18 protein-coding genes are annotated in these 15,956 nt (G+C 45.3%); 5 read left to right on the top strand and 13 right to left on the bottom strand.

Annotated elements, in window-relative coordinates; translation table 11 throughout:
• Window positions 1-157: 157 nt before the first annotated feature.
• Genes ispG through G3M70_17455 form a run of 3 tightly spaced genes read left to right on the top strand, consistent with a single transcriptional unit; the run spans window position 158 to window position 3,203 of the window.
• The gene (gene ispG, locus G3M70_17465) at window positions 158-1,324 is read left to right on the top strand and encodes a (E)-4-hydroxy-3-methylbut-2-enyl-diphosphate synthase (protein QPJ63567.1); all 1,167 of its coding nucleotides are present in this window, start codon (window positions 158-160) and stop codon (window positions 1,322-1,324) included.
• Between the two features lie 23 nt (window positions 1,325-1,347).
• Window positions 1,348-2,721, top strand: coding sequence for a trigger factor (gene tig / locus G3M70_17460; GenBank protein ID QPJ63566.1), 1,374 nt, complete (start codon window positions 1,348-1,350; stop codon window positions 2,719-2,721).
• 56 nt (window positions 2,722-2,777) lie between these two features.
• Window positions 2,778-3,203, top strand: a complete 426-nt coding sequence (locus G3M70_17455; GenBank protein QPJ63864.1) for a Rieske (2Fe-2S) protein — start codon at window positions 2,778-2,780, stop codon at window positions 3,201-3,203.
• A 37-nt stretch (window positions 3,204-3,240) separates the two neighbouring features.
• Here G3M70_17455 and G3M70_17450 read toward each other — a convergent pair whose 3' ends face one another.
• Window positions 3,241-3,678 carry a hypothetical protein gene (locus tag G3M70_17450; GenBank protein QPJ63565.1) on the bottom strand — a complete coding sequence of 146 codons (438 nt, stop codon included), beginning with the start codon at window positions 3,676-3,678 and terminating at the stop codon, window positions 3,241-3,243.
• Between the two features lie 88 nt (window positions 3,679-3,766).
• Here G3M70_17450 and G3M70_17445 point away from each other — a divergent pair, with 88 nt between their 5' ends.
• Together G3M70_17445 and G3M70_17440 are read left to right on the top strand one after the other, a co-directional pair.
• Window positions 3,767-4,513, top strand: a complete 747-nt coding sequence (locus G3M70_17445) for a class I SAM-dependent methyltransferase (protein QPJ63564.1) — start codon at window positions 3,767-3,769, stop codon at window positions 4,511-4,513.
• A gap of 190 nt (window positions 4,514-4,703) precedes the next feature.
• Window positions 4,704-5,105, top strand: a complete 402-nt coding sequence (locus G3M70_17440; GenBank protein QPJ63563.1) for a response regulator — start codon at window positions 4,704-4,706, stop codon at window positions 5,103-5,105.
• 2 nt (window positions 5,106-5,107) lie between these two features.
• On the opposite strand, the gene G3M70_17435 is transcribed toward G3M70_17440, so the two are convergent.
• From G3M70_17435 to G3M70_17380, 12 genes are all read right to left on the bottom strand, one after another.
• Complete coding sequence (locus G3M70_17435) at window positions 5,108-6,268, bottom strand: methionine adenosyltransferase (GenBank protein QPJ63562.1); 1,161 nt, start codon at window positions 6,266-6,268, stop codon at window positions 5,108-5,110.
• A gap of 177 nt (window positions 6,269-6,445) precedes the next feature.
• Window positions 6,446-8,221 (bottom strand): phosphoenolpyruvate--protein phosphotransferase, encoded by a 1,776-nt coding sequence (ptsP, locus tag G3M70_17430; protein QPJ63561.1) that lies wholly within the window; start codon window positions 8,219-8,221, stop codon window positions 6,446-6,448.
• 26 nt (window positions 8,222-8,247) lie between these two features.
• A complete protein-coding gene (locus G3M70_17425; GenBank protein ID QPJ63560.1) occupies window positions 8,248-8,712 on the bottom strand; it encodes a PTS sugar transporter subunit IIA in 465 nt (154 codons plus the stop codon).
• 37 nt (window positions 8,713-8,749) lie between these two features.
• Window positions 8,750-9,079, bottom strand: coding sequence for a ribosome-associated translation inhibitor RaiA (raiA, locus tag G3M70_17420; protein QPJ63559.1), 330 nt, complete (start codon window positions 9,077-9,079; stop codon window positions 8,750-8,752).
• 159 nt (window positions 9,080-9,238) lie between these two features.
• On the bottom strand, window positions 9,239-10,741 hold the full coding sequence (gene rpoN / locus G3M70_17415; protein QPJ63558.1) for an RNA polymerase factor sigma-54: 1,503 nt from the start codon (window positions 10,739-10,741) through the stop codon (window positions 9,239-9,241).
• A gap of 12 nt (window positions 10,742-10,753) precedes the next feature.
• Window positions 10,754-11,476, bottom strand: a complete 723-nt coding sequence (lptB, locus tag G3M70_17410; protein QPJ63557.1) for an LPS export ABC transporter ATP-binding protein — start codon at window positions 11,474-11,476, stop codon at window positions 10,754-10,756.
• Between the two features lie 2 nt (window positions 11,477-11,478).
• Window positions 11,479-12,081: a hypothetical protein gene (locus tag G3M70_17405; GenBank protein ID QPJ63556.1), complete on the bottom strand. Its 603-nt coding sequence runs from the start codon at window positions 12,079-12,081 to the stop codon at window positions 11,479-11,481.
• On the bottom strand, window positions 12,078-12,500 hold the full coding sequence (gene lptC, locus G3M70_17400; GenBank protein ID QPJ63555.1) for an LPS export ABC transporter periplasmic protein LptC: 423 nt from the start codon (window positions 12,498-12,500) through the stop codon (window positions 12,078-12,080). Before lptC ends, G3M70_17405 begins: the two co-directional genes overlap by 4 nt.
• 61 nt (window positions 12,501-12,561) lie before the next feature.
• Window positions 12,562-13,050 carry a tRNA (adenosine(37)-N6)-threonylcarbamoyltransferase complex ATPase subunit type 1 TsaE gene (tsaE, locus tag G3M70_17395; GenBank protein QPJ63554.1) on the bottom strand — a complete coding sequence of 163 codons (489 nt, stop codon included), beginning with the start codon at window positions 13,048-13,050 and terminating at the stop codon, window positions 12,562-12,564.
• Complete coding sequence (locus G3M70_17390) at window positions 13,050-14,600, bottom strand: NAD(P)H-hydrate dehydratase (GenBank protein QPJ63553.1); 1,551 nt, start codon at window positions 14,598-14,600, stop codon at window positions 13,050-13,052. Before G3M70_17390 ends, tsaE begins: the two co-directional genes overlap by 1 nt.
• Before the next feature lie 40 nt (window positions 14,601-14,640).
• Window positions 14,641-15,255, bottom strand: a complete 615-nt coding sequence (locus G3M70_17385; protein ID QPJ63552.1) for a hypothetical protein — start codon at window positions 15,253-15,255, stop codon at window positions 14,641-14,643.
• A 69-nt stretch (window positions 15,256-15,324) separates the two neighbouring features.
• Complete coding sequence (locus tag G3M70_17380) at window positions 15,325-15,834, bottom strand: hypothetical protein (GenBank protein QPJ63551.1); 510 nt, start codon at window positions 15,832-15,834, stop codon at window positions 15,325-15,327.
• Window positions 15,835-15,956 lie beyond the last annotated feature (122 nt).

Genomic DNA, 15,956 nt, shown 5'->3' with positions numbered 1-15,956 from the left:
AGGTTTTGTAGGGTTTTGAGTCATTTTTTGATATGATTGCCCTTTGAAGGGGACCTGAAAAGTCCAGTATTTCCTGATCGGTTATTTCGCCCCCAGAACATTTAATAAACTCCTGATAAAATTCCTGTTCGTAAAGCCAGGATATCAATGGATCCCTATGACTGAATCCAATAAAAAGAAACGCAGTACCCGTCAAGTAAAAATTGGAAGCCTGACCATTGGAGGTGATTCACCGATCGCCGTCCAATCGATGACCGCTACCCGAACACAGGACCTGGAAGCCACAGGCCGGCAGATCGAAATTCTGGAAAAAGCCGGTGCCGATGTGATTCGAATTGCCGTAGACAGCAAGGAAGATGTGGAGGCTCTCAAAAAATTAAGAGAAAGCACGGATGCTGTCCTGTCGGTAGATCTTCAGGAAAACTATCTCCTCGCTCCCGAAGTGGCTCCTCTTGTTGATAAAATCCGTTATAACCCCGGGCACCTTTGGCATCTTCAAAAGGAAAAACCGATACGCGAAAAAGTGCAGTTTATTGTTGATGCTGCCAAAAAGAATAATTGCGCCATCCGGATTGGCGTCAACTGCGGTTCAGTTGATCCGGACTACAAAAGCCGTTTCCCCGATGATTCGGTGCAGTCCATGGTGGAAAGTGCAGTAGACCATTGTGCCATGCTGGATGAAATGGGTTTTGTGAATTACTGCGTTAGCCTCAAGGACTCTGATTCTGAAAAAGTGATTGAAGCCAATAAGCGTTTTTCTGAAAGGCGTCCCGATGTACCGCTTCACCTCGGGGTTACAGAGGCCGGGTTGCCTCCAGAGGGAATCATCAAAACGCGGATTGCCTTCGAGCAATTGGTTTCTTCTGGAATCGGTGACACCATACGAGTTTCTCTGACGTTGCCTGATGATGACAAGGGCGAAGAAATCGAAGTCGGTCGGCAGATTTTAAAGGATATTGAAGAGGGGCGTTTTCGCTCGGTTCCAAAAAACTTCCTTGAAGGGCTTAACATCATAGCCTGTCCCAGTTGTTCTCGTGTAGAAAACGGAAAATTTGTGGAGCTGGCACAGGATGTAAGGAAAATTACGGAATATGCAGAGCAATATAAAATCACCATAGCCGTCATGGGTTGCAGGGTAAATGGCCCGGGCGAAACGGATGACGCCGACCTGGGGCTCTGGTGTGGCCCATCCTACGTTAACTTGAAGAAGGGGGAGGAGTCGCTGGGCGCTTTTCCCTACGATGAAATCCTGAATAAACTGAGGAATGAACTGGACAAGATCATTGAAGACCGGTTTGGAAATGTTCCAAGCCGAGTTTCTTGAGAAGGGATTGTTGAGAGGTTTTTATGGAACTCAAAGTCGAAGAAATTGATCAGGTACGGAGAAAGCTTTTAATCAAAGTGCCGGAAGATGTGGTCTCTGATAAGGTCAAAAAATCCTACCAGAAAATGAACCAGCAGGTGAAGATGCCTGGGTTCCGTCCCGGAAAGATTCCGATGAAAATCCTGGAGAAGCAGGTTCCGCTGGAGGCGATGACTCAGTTGTGGCAGGACCTGATGCAGGAATACTATGAAAAAGCGCTTGCAGACTCCGGTATTGTGCCCGCTGGACCTCCTGAAATCGATCACGATGATATCAAGGGAGTGAAAAAGGACGAACCTTTTTCATTTTCAGTTCTGGTCGATATCAAACCGGATACCAAGTTCAAGGATTACAAGGGAATCAAGATAAAAAAGTACGAGCATTCTGTGACCGAGGCAGAGCTGCAAGCCTCGATTGATAAGCACCTGGAGCAGTTTGGTACTTTTGAAATCATGGATGAAAGTCATAAAGCAGAAGCAGGCGACTTCGTGGTCATGGATTTTGAAGGTTTCTTTGAAGGGGATCCTCTCGACAATGGAAGTGCACGCGATTATCCGGTCAAGATTGGTGACAAGAAAATGATTCCGGGGTTTGAGGATCAATTGATTGGGCATACTTGTAATGAAGAGTTTGATGTAAGAGTGAAGTTACCAGAAAACTGGAATAACAAGGTGCGTCGCGTGAGCATGCCCATTCCAGGTAAGGATCAGGACCAGAATCAGGATATGGCAGACTTTAAGGTGAAAATAAAGGAAATCAAGAAGCAGGTGCTGCCGGAATTGACCGACGAATTGGTTCAGGGGCAGGGTGAAGATTCTGTTAAGTCCTTCAAAGCTAAACTGAGGGCACAAATACAGGGAATGAAGGATCAGACAGAAGAAATGAAGTTAAAACAGGATATTTTTGATCAACTTGTTGAGAATAACGATATCACCGTGCCGGAATCGATGGTCAAGCAGGAAATCAAGTTTATGATTGAGGGTGCCAAATACCAGATAATGCAATCCGGTATGTCGCTTGAGGACTCCGGGTTTGATGAAAGTCAGGCAGAGAAAGAATGGAATCCCCGCGCTACCCATAATGCAAAGGGTTATTTGATTCTGGATGGTATTGCAAACCAGGAAAATATCCATGTTTCCCAAGAAGATATGGATGAGGAGTATAATCGACTTGCACAGGAGACCGGAAAAAAAGTAGAAGATGTGAAGGAGCGACTATTTGCCAACGCTGAAAATATGAACCAGACAACGCAAAGGGTCCGCGGGCAAAAAACATTGAATTTTATTTATTCCCATTGTGAGTTTGAATACGTTAAATCAGATAAAGAAAAAGCGGATGCAGAAATAGCGCAGTCGTAAGAAACACCAGACTGGAGTGAAAAAATATCGTGTCTTCTGAATCAAAAAAAATACCGTTGAAGTATGTGAAGATATTTGAAGAAGGTGAGCTTCAGCCGGGTAAATCTGCGATTATCCAGCGTGAAGGTGAAGAGATCGCAGTCTTCAATTACAAAGGCAAATACTTTGCGATGTGCAATAAATGTCCTCACAAAGGTGCGCCTCTTGGGGAAGGCAGGATTGAAGAGGGTGTACTCATCTGCCCGAATCACGAATGGCGTTTTGATGTGAATACCGGGGACTGTCCTCAAAACCCTGAGCTGAGGGTTGAGGTTCATCCGGTAAGGGTCCACAAGGGTATTGTGAGGCTTGGTGTTCCGGATGTGGATAGTAAAGCGGTTAAGGGTGCGGCTGTTGGCAAAGAAGAGAAAAAAGTGCCTTCAGGACTTAAAGTAACGATCCCGACCATTCAGAAACCGATTAACCACGACGAAACCCTTTAGACAATCACAGCCCTTCTGGTGATCCTCACTGGAAGGCTCAACCGGTTAACTCATCATCCGGAATTTCGACCCACTTAGGGTCGCCATGGGTTTTATAGTTTTCCGTCCCTGCGAAAGTCCCTTCGTGATAAATATTGACCTTGAATTTCCCGCCGCCGTATTGCTCGCCAATAAAGGGGACAGGGTCTTCAAGGTCAATCAGCTCTGGAGTTTTGAATTTACCGATCAGTTTGAACTCCATGCCCATCCCTGAAGGAAGAAGGACAAAGAACTTCAGGTTTGTGTCGTGCAGGAAAGTCAGCATGTCTTCGTGCATCTGCTGCTTTGTGTAATCGCTGCCATGAGTCTGGCGCGCACGCCGCTTCAAATAATCTTCCAATAGATTGAAAAACCACCAGTTTTTTCCTTTTCTGTCATCGTGCAGAAAAGGGTATTCAACAAACCCGTATTTGTTGATGAATGGCTTTTTGGCCATGAGAAAAGCTCCTTCAGTTCAAAAGATTTTTTTAACCCGTGTATTATATTGAGTTTTTTTTATTCAAACAATAGGAGTTGCCAAATCCATGTCGGGTTCCCTATACAAAGATTATTGGAGATTTGGATTCAAAACCCGTCTGTATGATTTAATGTCTCCCTGGGGATATATCCAATCGATTAGATCCAGTGTGGAGCATCTGAAAATTGTTCCGGGTGATCGAATATTGGATGTGGGCTGTGGGACAGGGGGGGCTTTGCCATTTATAATTCCGTTTTTGTTTAGTGGGGAGTGTGAGTACTACGGGGTTGATATTCTTTCTGAAGGGCTAAAGGTGGCCAAAGGAAAAGCTGGGAAATTTGCCAGAAATAAAAAGGCAAAGTTCATAAAAACCAATATTACCGAGCCGCTTCCTTTTGATGCCGGTTCGGTTTCAAAAGCTCTGGCACATTTTAGTGTTTATACTCTAAGCAATAGAAAAGAACGGCTTGCCGCCTGGCGCGGTATATACGCTGTTTTGGAACCCGGCGGAATGCTGGTGGCTGCCAATCCGGCGTTGTCATACGATCCCAAAACAATAATTCAGGATAGTATGTTAAACGTTAAAAAGGAGGAAGGTATTGGCGCCTTTTTATTCGCCAGGATTTTTTATCCATTTACCAGGCGAATGGGATTGGAACATATCAAACGCCAGCTTGATAGAAATATATGGCATGCATATTCGCTTGAGGATTTTAAAGAGGAATTAGAGGAAACCGGGTTTATCTTCTTGAAGAGCGAGAGGGTGTATTGTGATTCCGGATTGTTGATCGCTGTTGAAAAAAACAGTCTTTAGGGTTCAAAAAGTAAATCAAAGTCTTTATCCAATCTGTGGCTGTATTGGGGAGGCACTCAAACCATTCTTTGGGTACCTTATTTTTCTAAAATATCGCAGGTTTTTTATTTGGCTGATTTTGAAATAGATAATCCTATATAATGCCGTTCAGGTTGAGTTGACTCGTTCAGGGAAAAAATCTGGAATCTTTATGACAAATGAAGTGAAAATTCTAGTAGTGGAAGACAATGTCACTACCCGGCTCTATATTAAAAGAATTTTGAAAAAGCTGGGCTATGAAAAGGTGATGGCTGTAGACGATGGAGAGACGGCCTTGTTGGAGCTAAAGTTGACACAATTCGATATGATTATTTCTGATTGGGATATGCCGAACCTGAACGGGCTGGATTTTTTAAAAGCGCTTCGAAAAAGGCCGAAATTCAGAAAAATTCCTTTCCTGATGGTTACTGCTGAAAAGGAAGTTTCAAAAATTCAAAAGGCGCTTCGTCTGGGAGTGGACAACTATGTTGTAAAGCCATTCCAGCCAGGCCACCTGAAGAGTAAGATCACGGAATTGCTGAACGACTCTTCAGGAGCTCCGGCCGAAGAATAAAATTAACCCCCAAAATATTTTTTTAATGCTGCGGCTTTGTTGGTCTGCTCCCATGTGAAAGCTTTTCCGGAGCGTCCAAAATGACCATAAGCTGCTGTTTCCCGAAAGCGCGGTTTTCTAAGCTCAAGGGTTTTAATGATTCCAGCAGGTTTCAAATCAAAGTTAGAGCGAATGGCACCTTCGATTTTTGTCGGGTCCACATGGTGTGTGCCAAAGGTTTCGACAAAAACGGATACCGGATCTGCAACCCCAATAGCATAAGCCAACTGAACTTCGCAACGATCCGCAAGTTTGGCTGCCACCACATTTTTTGCAATATAACGACTCATATAAGCTGCTGAACGATCAACTTTGGATGAGTCTTTTCCTGAGAATGCTCCTCCACCGTGTCGTGAAAACCCACCGTATGTGTCGACAATTATTTTCCGGCCAGTCAGCCCGCAGTCACCCAGGGGGCCACCAATGACAAAACGACCGGTTGGGTTGACGTGGACTTTCATTTTTTTGGCTTGAAATCCTTTTGGAATCACTTTGTTGATCACCTGTTCGGTGATCTCCTTTTTGATTTTCTTTTGGGACACATCCGGATCGTGCTGGGTTGAGATAACCACCGTTTCAATGCAGACCGGTTTGCCGTTTTCGTAACGGACCGAAACCTGTGATTTACTATCCGGCCGCAGGTATTTCAGTTTCTTTTTCTTTCTAAGTTCTGCCATTTTCTGCACAAGTTTGTGTGCATAGAGAATTGGCATGGGCATCAGTTCCTTGGTCTCGTTACTGGCATAGCCGAACATCATTCCCTGATCGCCTGCGCCCTGCTCTTTTTTGTCATCATCAACGCCTTGGGCAATGTCAGGGGACTGTTCGTCCAGAGTGACCAGGACGGCGCAGGTTTCACTGTCAAAACCCATGTCTGAGCTGGTGTAGCCAATGTCGCTAATGACCTTTCGTATCAACTTGGGAACTTCAAAGCTCCCTTTGGAGGTGATTTCACCCGACACCATGACCATCCCGGTGGTGATCAAGGTCTCGCAAGCTACTCGGGATAACGGATCCTGGGCCAGAAATCCATCGAGAATGGCATCGGATACCTGGTCTGAAATTTTGTCGGGGTGTCCCTCTGAAACGGACTCTGATGTGAAAAGAAAATTGCCTGAGCTCATGCTGATGTCCTTTTGTTTTGTGGATGATTGTACATGATAGATTTTTGAGGATCGCTAATAAACCGATAATTCCCTTTCCGGAAGGTCACAGGCTTTGAAAACCCAGTGCCTGCTCCCGGAAAAATGCGATTATTAGAGGTCCCATTGTTTATTGGGTTTCCCGTAGCCTTCGCGCAGTCAATCTTCTTTTTCCCCAAAAGCTGAATCACGGTCAAAATCAGATGGAAAACGCTTGCGCATTTCAGTCAATATGAACTGATTAATTTCTTCTGAAGATCCCATAGCTAATGCAGTGTCCGCAATCTGGGTAGCCTCATCCAAACGGACTTTCCGAAGGATCTTTTTTACTTTAGGAATGGAATGAGGCTCCATACTAAGTTCATGGACCTTCCCTAGTCCAAGTAATAAAAATGTGGCGAGAGGGTCGCCCCCCAATTCGCCACAAATGGCAACGGGTTTGTTCATGGATTCAGCTACAGTAAAAACCTGCTTCAGTGTAGCCAGAACCGCAGGGTGAAAGGGTTGATACAGATGCGCAACATTTTCATTGACACGGTCCACAGCCAATAAATATTGGATCAGGTCATTGGTTCCAATGCTGATGAAATCCACCTCTTTCAGGATATGTTCGGCGCTGATTGCGGCAGCGGGTGTTTCGATCATTGCACCCACCTGGATTTCATCATCAAACGGAATCTGTTGCTCCCTCAACTCTTTTTTTATTTTCCTTAGGAGCTGATTGGCTTCAATCACTTCTTTCGCTGAGGAGACCATAGGATAAAGGATTTTAATTTTACCGTAAAGGCTTGCGCGAAGTATTGCTCTTAACTGGTTTGCCAGATGGTCGGGATTGGTAAGGGAAAGGCGGATTCCTCTAAGCCCCAGTGCGGGGTTGGCTTCTGATTTTTGGTCCATCCCTGGCAGGGGTTTATCTGCCCCGATATCAAGCGTTCGGACAACAACGGGTGAAGGGTGAACTGCCAGAACCACTTCCTTAAAATTTTGGTAAAGATCGTTTTCCGTGGGAAGTTTCTCAATATTGCTCAAGTACAGGTATTCTGTGCGAAATAAACCGATACCCTGGCCCCCAAAGCGCTTTACCGATTTTACTTCGTGAGCCGACTCAATATTCCCCATGAGTTGCACGGGGTGACCGTCCTGGGTTTGAGAAGGCTCATTGACGTCCTTCAGCAGTGCCTTCTCGTATCTCAGATAGTTTTCCTGCTTGCGGCGGTATAGCTTAAGCTGTTCTTCCTCCGGGTTAATGATGATTTCCCCGTTGATACCATCGATAATTATTTTGTCACCGGAATTGACGTGCTGGCACAGATCTGACACTCCCACCACAGCAGGAATTCCAAGGGCAGATGCAAATATTCCAACATGGGAGGTTTTGCCTCCTACTTCAGTTCCCATACCCAGGATAAATTGTCGGGACATCAAAACTGTATCGGAAGGGCTCACAGTATGAGTGATAAGAATCACGGGCCTGTCGATATCTGACAGGTTTTCCTGTTCATGCCCGACCAGATTTTTAATAACGCCATGAACAACGAGGTCGAGATCATCCTGTTTACCCTTCAGGTATTCATCATTAATGTTATTAAAAAGTTTGGTGAATTTATCGAGGGTTCTGGTCAGTGCCCATTCGGCATTGAGGTGCTCTTTTTCAATATTTTCAATTGTTTCATTGACGAGGATGTCATCTTCAAGCAGCAGGGTATAGGTATCCAGAATGATCGCGTATTTATCTGATACTGACCCGGCTCTTTTTTTTATTTCCTGCATTTGCGTTTTGGATTTTTCAATCGCTTTACGAAGACGGTCTACCTCTGTTTTGACCTTACTTTTGGGTATCTTGTTTTTGATCACACAGATCTTGGAGCGATCCAGTAAATAAGCTTCTCCTATCGCAACTCCGCTGGAAACCTGGATGCCTGGTATTTTTTTCATGGTTGGCGATCTGGGGGGCGGGAGGGTTAAATAAACTTGGAATCTTCGTTCAGAATGAGTGAGTAAATTCCTGCTGCGTCCTTGGCTTTTAAAATATCCTCTCTCAAATTTTGGCTTTTAAGAAGACGGGCTATGCGCGCGAGGGCTTTCAGGTGTTGGCCAGTTGAGTTACTGGGTGCCAACAACAGGCATACAAAGTTTACCGGTTTTTGATCCAGCGATTCGTATTCAATCCCATTATCTGATTTACCAAAAACACAAAAAATACGGTCGATATCATCGGACTTTGCGTGGGGGATAGCGACATTTTCTCCAATCCCGGTACTGCCCAGTTTTTCCCTTTCCAGCAATGCCTCTTGCAGGGTAATGTCATCCTTGATGATGCCCTTTTCTTTTAAAAATCGGCACAGTGTTTCAAGGACACCCGACTTGGTCTTGGGTTCCAGATTGGCAATGATAAAGTCTTCAGAAAGGATTTCGCTGATTTTCATATATCGTCTGGCTGGTTAGTAGGAAGACCAAGGTGGGTCAAAGGGTTTTTTCGTTCAATTTATTGTTTTGTTTTGACTTTAGACTCACAGCCCGTTCTTTATGTTTCTTGAGTTGTTTTTCTGCTTTCAGGATGGCGCCATCAATTGCGGCATACAAGTCCCCCGTTTCATTTTCTGCATGCACGCTGTAGCCTTTGTTCTTAACCGTTACCTCAGCAAAATGCCTCTGTTTTTCAACGGCCAATGCAAAATGAATATCTCCCGGACCTTCCAGCCAGGGTTTCATGTGGCGCTCTACCTGAGCTTCCAGATGCTCTTGAATTCCATCAGTAATTTTAAGGTGGCGACCTGTGACGGTTAATTTCATGGAAAAATACTCCAGGGAAACGAGTTTACTTTGAACAAGCGGTTAAGAATATCTCGCTCGCCGTGTTTTTGCAACCCGCAAACCCTTTATTTCGGGTGGGTTTCCGGATATTTTTAGCCTGTTTCGGGTTCATGGAAATTTAATCATAAATTGCTCAGCTTAAAACAGCTTCTTACGTTTGCTGGCCGGAAGAATATTCAATTCTTTTCGATATTTTGTCACTGTCCTGCGTGCAATTTTAGCGTTTTTCTTCATCAGCATTTCAACCATCTCATCATCCGTGTAAGGTTTTTTCGGGTTTTCCTCTGCGATGATCTCCTGGATCATATTTTTGACCCGGATTGAGGACAGATTATTGTTTCCCATGTAGGACTTGATTCCACTGTGGAAAAAGAATTTCAGTTCGAAAATTCCCTGTGGCGTATCAATGTATTTATTGGTTGTTATACGGCTTACCGTAGATTCATGCATTTCTATATCCCGGGCAACATCGCGGAGGACCATGGGCTTCAGGTAGCTTAAGCCTTTTTCGAAAAACTCGGTCTGCAGTTTCACAATACTTTTCCCGACTTTATAGATAGTTTGTCTACGCTGGTCAATGCTTTTAATTAACCATTGGGCTGCCCGGTATTTGCTTTCCAGATATTCCTTTGTCTGGTCTTCTGATGTGCTTTTCAGAAGGTCATGGTAATACGAACTGATCCGGACCTTGGGAACCCCTTCATCATTCAGAAGAACTTCATAGCCATCCTGAGTCAAGACCACGATGATGTCCGGCACGATATAGTCGATGCCCTCGCTCTGGAATTGCAGGCCCGGTTTGGGATCAAGTTCCTTTAAAGTTTCGAGGGTTGAAATGAGAGAATCAATGGAAATCTTAAGGCTGTTGGCAATTTTCTGAAAATGCTTCTGGTCCAGTTTTTCCAGGAAATTTTCAATCAAGTCAATCAGAATAGGGTTTTTTTCGGGCAAAGCATTGGCCTGGATTAAAAGGCACTCTTTAAGGGTTCTAGAACCAACGCCGACAGGGTCAAACCCCTGAATCACTTTCAGGACGGATTCAATTTTTTCAATTGGTGCCTTACTTATTTCAACAAGTTCTTCAAGGCCGATATTCAGGTAGCCATCGTTTTGGATATTGCCAATAATGCATGAGCCGATAAATTTTTCTTCATCGGTATCTACTGATAAATTGAGCTGCCAATGGAGATGGTCGTGCAGGGTGGGTTCTTTTTTGCATGTGGCTTCAATACTGGGAGGCTCGCTGGAATGGTCCGCTGGAACGTGTGGCTCATAGTTGTCCTGAAAATATTCCTCCCATTCCATATCCTGGTCTTTTGATGATTCACCTTCCTGTCCTATGTCTTCGTGTACAAGAGGCTCGGTATGTTCAGAGCCCGGATCCAGTTCCTGGGTTGCCGTAGCGTCGCCCTCCAGATCTGACAAGCCAGGTTCAAGTTCTTCCTCAGTTTCCTCGGGTAAGGTCTCGTCTTCGTCTTCTTCCAGAATTTCTTCCAGAACGGGGTTTTCAATCATTTCCTGCTGGACCAGCTGGGCCAGTTCAAGACGAGCAAGCGGCAATAGTTTGATTGCCTGCTGAAGCATGGGCGTCATGACCAGCTTCTGGCTCATTTTGAGGTTGAGCTTTAATTCCATGCCCATGTCAGGTCATCCTCATAGAGAAAACTGCTCCCCGAGATAAATCTGTTTTACTTTTTCATCCTGGGCCACAGCGTGAGGCAGGCCTGAAGCAATGATCTGGCCTTCACTGATGATATAAGCTCGATCAGTGATGCTGAGTGTTTCCCTGACGTTGTGGTCCGTAATCAGAACTCCGATGTTGCGAGCCTTGAGTTGCTGCACGATTCCCTGAATATCCGCAACGGCAATGGGGTCGATTCCAGCAAATGGTTCGTCCAGCAAAATAAAACCTGGAGAGGTAGCAAGAGCCCGGCTGATTTCCACACGGCGTCTCTCCCCACCCGACAGAGAATAGCTCTTGGCATTTTTTATATGGAGGATGTTGAATTCACGAAGAAGGGAGCGGGCCATTTTTTTCCTGTCATATTGGCTGAGGTCCTGGGCCTCCAGAACGGCAATGATATTTTCTTCAACTGTTAGCTTGCGAAACACAGAAGGCTCCTGGGGGAGATAACTGATTCCACGCTTGGCCCGCTGATACATTGGAAAGGCGGTAATATCTTCATTGTCCAGCAAGACCTTGCCGGAATCCGGACGGGTAAGCCCTACCGTCATATAAAAGGTAGTGGTTTTTCCAGCCCCGTTAGGCCCGAGGAGCCCTACGATCTCTCCTTGTTTAACCTCGATACTGATTTGATTAACGACGCGTCGTTTCTTATAGGCTTTGACTAAATTAACCGTTTTGAGGGTTTTCACGACTAGCGAGGGTTTAACGCCGTTTTACCCCGGGGGTTGGATCGGGGTTTTTGCGTTGGATGGTTGTTTGGATAAGATTTAATACGGACCTGACCGTTTGCCTGAAAACGGTCAGTATCCAGAAAAAAAATCATTTCCCTGCCCTCAATGATACTGTCGCCTTCCCAGGCCTTGGCCCGGGGATTTCCTTTCAGGGTTATAGTCTGCTCTTTGTCTAAATAGGTAGCTCGATTCCCTTTTGCCCGACGGTCACCACGCCGGACATCAACATTTCCAATAGCGATGATTTTATCCAGTTGTTGGCCTTCCCCTAAAGATGCGGTGCTGGGATTTGTGTCTTTTTTGTCGGAATGGTTATAGATTTCAAGAATATCCGATCGTATAGATAGATCTCCCCAAATAGCGAGTACATTTCCGGAAAATATAATTTTTTGCCCCCGTTCTTCCGAGCGCATGCGGTCCGATGTTATTTCAATGGGTTCTTTTTTTTCGGAGAGAGATGACTTTAACCCTCTATCCTGAGCATTTACTGGAAGAGTGAGGAGGAGAATAAGCCCCCCCCAGAGGAGGCAGGTGATTATTTTAAAATAAATTGAGGGCTTCATTTAAATATTTTCTGATCAGTTTTGTTAAACCGGGTCTGGAATTCCTCAAGAGTGGCCGTGAAATGGACATTGCCTTTGAGATCAATCTCCTGTGTGTCATTGTTCATATAGCCCGAATCCGCTGAAATGGTGGACTGTTGATCGTTTTCCATATTGAGAACGACCTTGACATTTTTTAGCTTTGTGATTTTTTTCTCAGTATCTATCTGAGCAAAATCTGCCTTTAATTCCCAGTCTTTACGGCCAAGTATCTGATGTTCAAGTTTAAAGTTTTCGATTTCAACATCGACCCCTTTTTCTTTAATTTTGACTTTTACAGGCGATCCGGACCCTTTATAGTTTGCAAACAGGTTATAACCGGCATAGCCGCCAACACCTAACACCAGAAGAACCAGTAACAATCTGATTTTATTGAGCATGGGAATCAGACCCTTTTTATGCAAATGGTGTACCTAGCAAAGAGGATGCCATAGGGGGAAATCATTGTAAAGAAAAAATGGGATGGGTATCGGACTGGTAATTTATCGGAGTAATCTCAAATTTTCTGGCTTCATCTTCCATACATTGAATATCAATCTCCAGCCTTGACTGGATCCCAAATGGAAGGAGGTTATTGTCCTGATCACCGGGAGGTTTTAATTTTTCTGCCCACTCGACGATGCAAACCCCCTCATCCGAGAATACCTCATCCAGTCCCAGTTGGTCGAGTTCTTCGAAAGATTCGATTCGATACAGGTCCAGGTGGAAAATTGGGTAGCGCCCTTCATATTGATTGATAAGGGTGAAAGTGGGACTTCTGACATATTCTGTTTCCGGAAGTCCCAGACCTCGTGACAAGCCCAGCGTCAGCGTAGTTTTTCCCGCACCCAGATCTCCGAACAAAAGGACGCAGTCTCCCGGCTCGAGGCATTTCCCAATTTGGATTCCCAGGTCAATGGATTCTTCTGCCGTTTTCGTTATGAACTGCATCAGCCCAAGGCCTCTTTGATGGCAGTCGGCAGGTGATCAATAAGGTCTCCTGCAATAAGTGATCGTTCTGACAATTGACGAGTGTAGATATCCCCAGACAGCCCATGCAGATACACTCCCGCCAGGGCAGCTTTTTCAGGCGGCAAACCTTGTGCGAGGAACCCGCCAATTAAACCTGTCAGGACATCTCCCGACCCTCCAGTGGCCATCCCGGCGTTTCCCGTAGGATTGATCCGAATACGACCATCCGGTAGGCCGATAAGGGAGTGTGCTCCTTTTAGAACAAGGATGACTTTAAATTGCGTACAAAAATCCTGAACGGTTTTTAGGCGGTTCTTCTGGATAACGGGTGTGGACAACCCTGTGAGGCGCGACATTTCTTTTGGATGTGGAGTCAGGATAGTGCCCTTTGGTAGCTGATTGAGCAGAGACTTTTTCTTTCCCAGTAGATTGAGCCCATCGGCGTCTATGACCATAGGGCAGCTAATTCCGGGCAGCAAGGCTTCCAGATATTTCAATGTGGAAGGCGAGGTCCCAAGCCCAGGCCCGATCGCCAGTGCATTTTTTCCTTTCAGAGCCTCAAGAGTTGGTTCGGCTGCTTTTTCTGCCATTGCTCCTGTCCCCGTTTCAGGCAAAGGCAGGGACATCACTTCCATGGGATGCCATTCCTGCGAGGGAATCATAGATTCCGGACAGCCCAGAGTGACAAGCCCTGCGCCTGAATGTAACCCGGAGAGTGCAGTCAACCCAGCGGCTCCTCCCTTACCCTTTGATCCTGCAAGGATCAGAAGGTGTCCATAGGTCCCCTTGTGACTGTTTCGTTTTCTTTCAGGGAAACAAGCCAGGATGTCTTGCGCTTCCAATAACGAAACGCTTTCTTCAAAACCGTCCATAACAGAGTGAGGAATTCCAATGTCGATCAACTCAAGTTGTCCCATAGCTTCAGCCGCCGGAAATAAAAAATGGCTGCGTTTGTAGGCTCCCAGCGCCAGTGTCAGATTTGCCTGGATATGCGGGCCGGATAACTGACCCGTATCAGAGTCGATTCCTGACGGGATATCGACGGCTACGGTGAATTTTCCCAGGGTATTCAATTGCCGGATTACTTTGGCAGCGGGCCCCTCAACTTTTCGAGTGAGTCCTGTTCCAAAAACCGCATCGACTACTATTTGGGTGTGGCGCATGGCATGAGACAGTTCCCGGGAATTTCCTTTACCCGTTTCATACAATGGGACTTTCATATTGCGGGCTACCTCGGCGTTGGTGCGCGCATCCCCTGCAAGGTCCTTGATTTCCCCAAGTAGAACCACCTGGACATGAAAGCCTTTTAATAGTAGGAGGCGGGCGATCACAAAGCCATCGCCTCCATTATTGCCCTTCCCACACACCACCAGCACTTTTTTTCGTTTGAGATTATCTATCTTTTTTTCCATAGCACACACGATTCCGGCTCCCGCATTCTCCATAAGGACAATCCCGGGGATTCCAATATCCCGTATGGTCAAAGAATCGGCTTTGCGCATTTCTTCGGCTGTGAAAATATTTTTCAATGGAAGACCTTAAAAAATTTTCTCTCTGAGTTTTGCTGGTTTATACACCCATGGTATAGGAAAAACCGGGTTCAGGTAACAGTTTCATTTCCTCCAGGTTTGGGATAAGACCATGGAGGACACCGAACTCGCTGGGGCAGGTGAATCCCAACTCTATTTTATCCTCATGGCTCAGGAAATCATATTGTTCCTTGTCCATTAGAAACACTGTATTAAAAAACAGCCTCTCGATTAATTTTTCGAACTGGATGTTTTTACCTTTCATTTCTGGGCACAGTCTTAGTTTTTTTATTAAGTCATCTGTATTGTACAAATATACTTGCCGTTTCAGACAATCATAGAGCAGGCAAAAGTGGTATGTGTTCATCCTGTACCAGGTTTTTTGATCATTCAGCCCTTCAATTAAGATGGCGAGAAGTCTTTGGACCATTGAAGACTTTGCGAATTTGTGGGCTTTCGGGTAAAAATTTTCCAACTCTTCAGGGGGGAGACCTTCCTGGCAATGGTCAAAGTTTTCGAGATAGCTCAGGTCGTCTTTGAGTGACGACTCAATAAACTTTGACAGGTGTAAAGCCTCGTTTAATGATTTCACCGAATTTGAAAAGGGGTTGGGAGATGATTCATTTTCGTAGATATTGGTTTTGAAGATGAGCATGGTTTATTGATTATTAACGACGCCTGAAAACAGTGAACCTCTTATGAAACGGGAACTTTAAATGAGAGGTCAGCGTAAATAGGGGTTTCCCGGGTAGATATCAAGTTCCATTTCTGCTGGAGTGGGAGGAATTTTATTGATGACTTTCTGCAGGGTTACATCTTCATCATCCGGTGATGCTTCAGGGATGGGTAAGACACCCAGCAGGCTGTGGTCAATTTTACCCAGGCGTAACCGGTCTTTTGTGGACATGCTGTTAAAGCGACCCGGGTCAATAAGAAATGCAGTGTGGAAAAAATATTCGTTAAGGAATTGATTAAAGTTAATAGGTTGCCCCTTGAGTTCAGGCATCAGGTTTTCCCTGAAATTTCGGTCACCATAACTGTAATCCTCGACCAGTTCCATAAGCGTGTCGTAAAGATAACAAAAATGATAGCAATTCATCTGGTACCATACCCTGTGATTCAGGAGGGCTTTGAGCAATCGCTTCGACATCCGGTTTAGAATTGCCGGGGTTCCGAATCTGCTGGCATTGGGGAAAAACATTTTGATGCGCTCAGCCGCCAGGGGGGGCGGCATTTTCTGGAGTTCAATGAACAGACTCCGGTCATTGGCAAGAGAAGAAAAAATGAAGTTGTAGGCTATTGGTTTTGGGCCCTCATTATCACCTCTTTCAATTCCAAAAGGAGCCTTTCGATTGA

Source organism: Candidatus Nitronauta litoralis, from assembly GCA_015698285.1.
GTDB classification, from domain to species: Bacteria; Nitrospinota; Nitrospinia; order Nitrospinales; family Nitrospinaceae; genus Nitronauta; species Nitronauta litoralis.
Note: the sequence above shows the minus strand (reverse complement) of the source record. Positions and strands in the feature narration are given on the sequence as shown.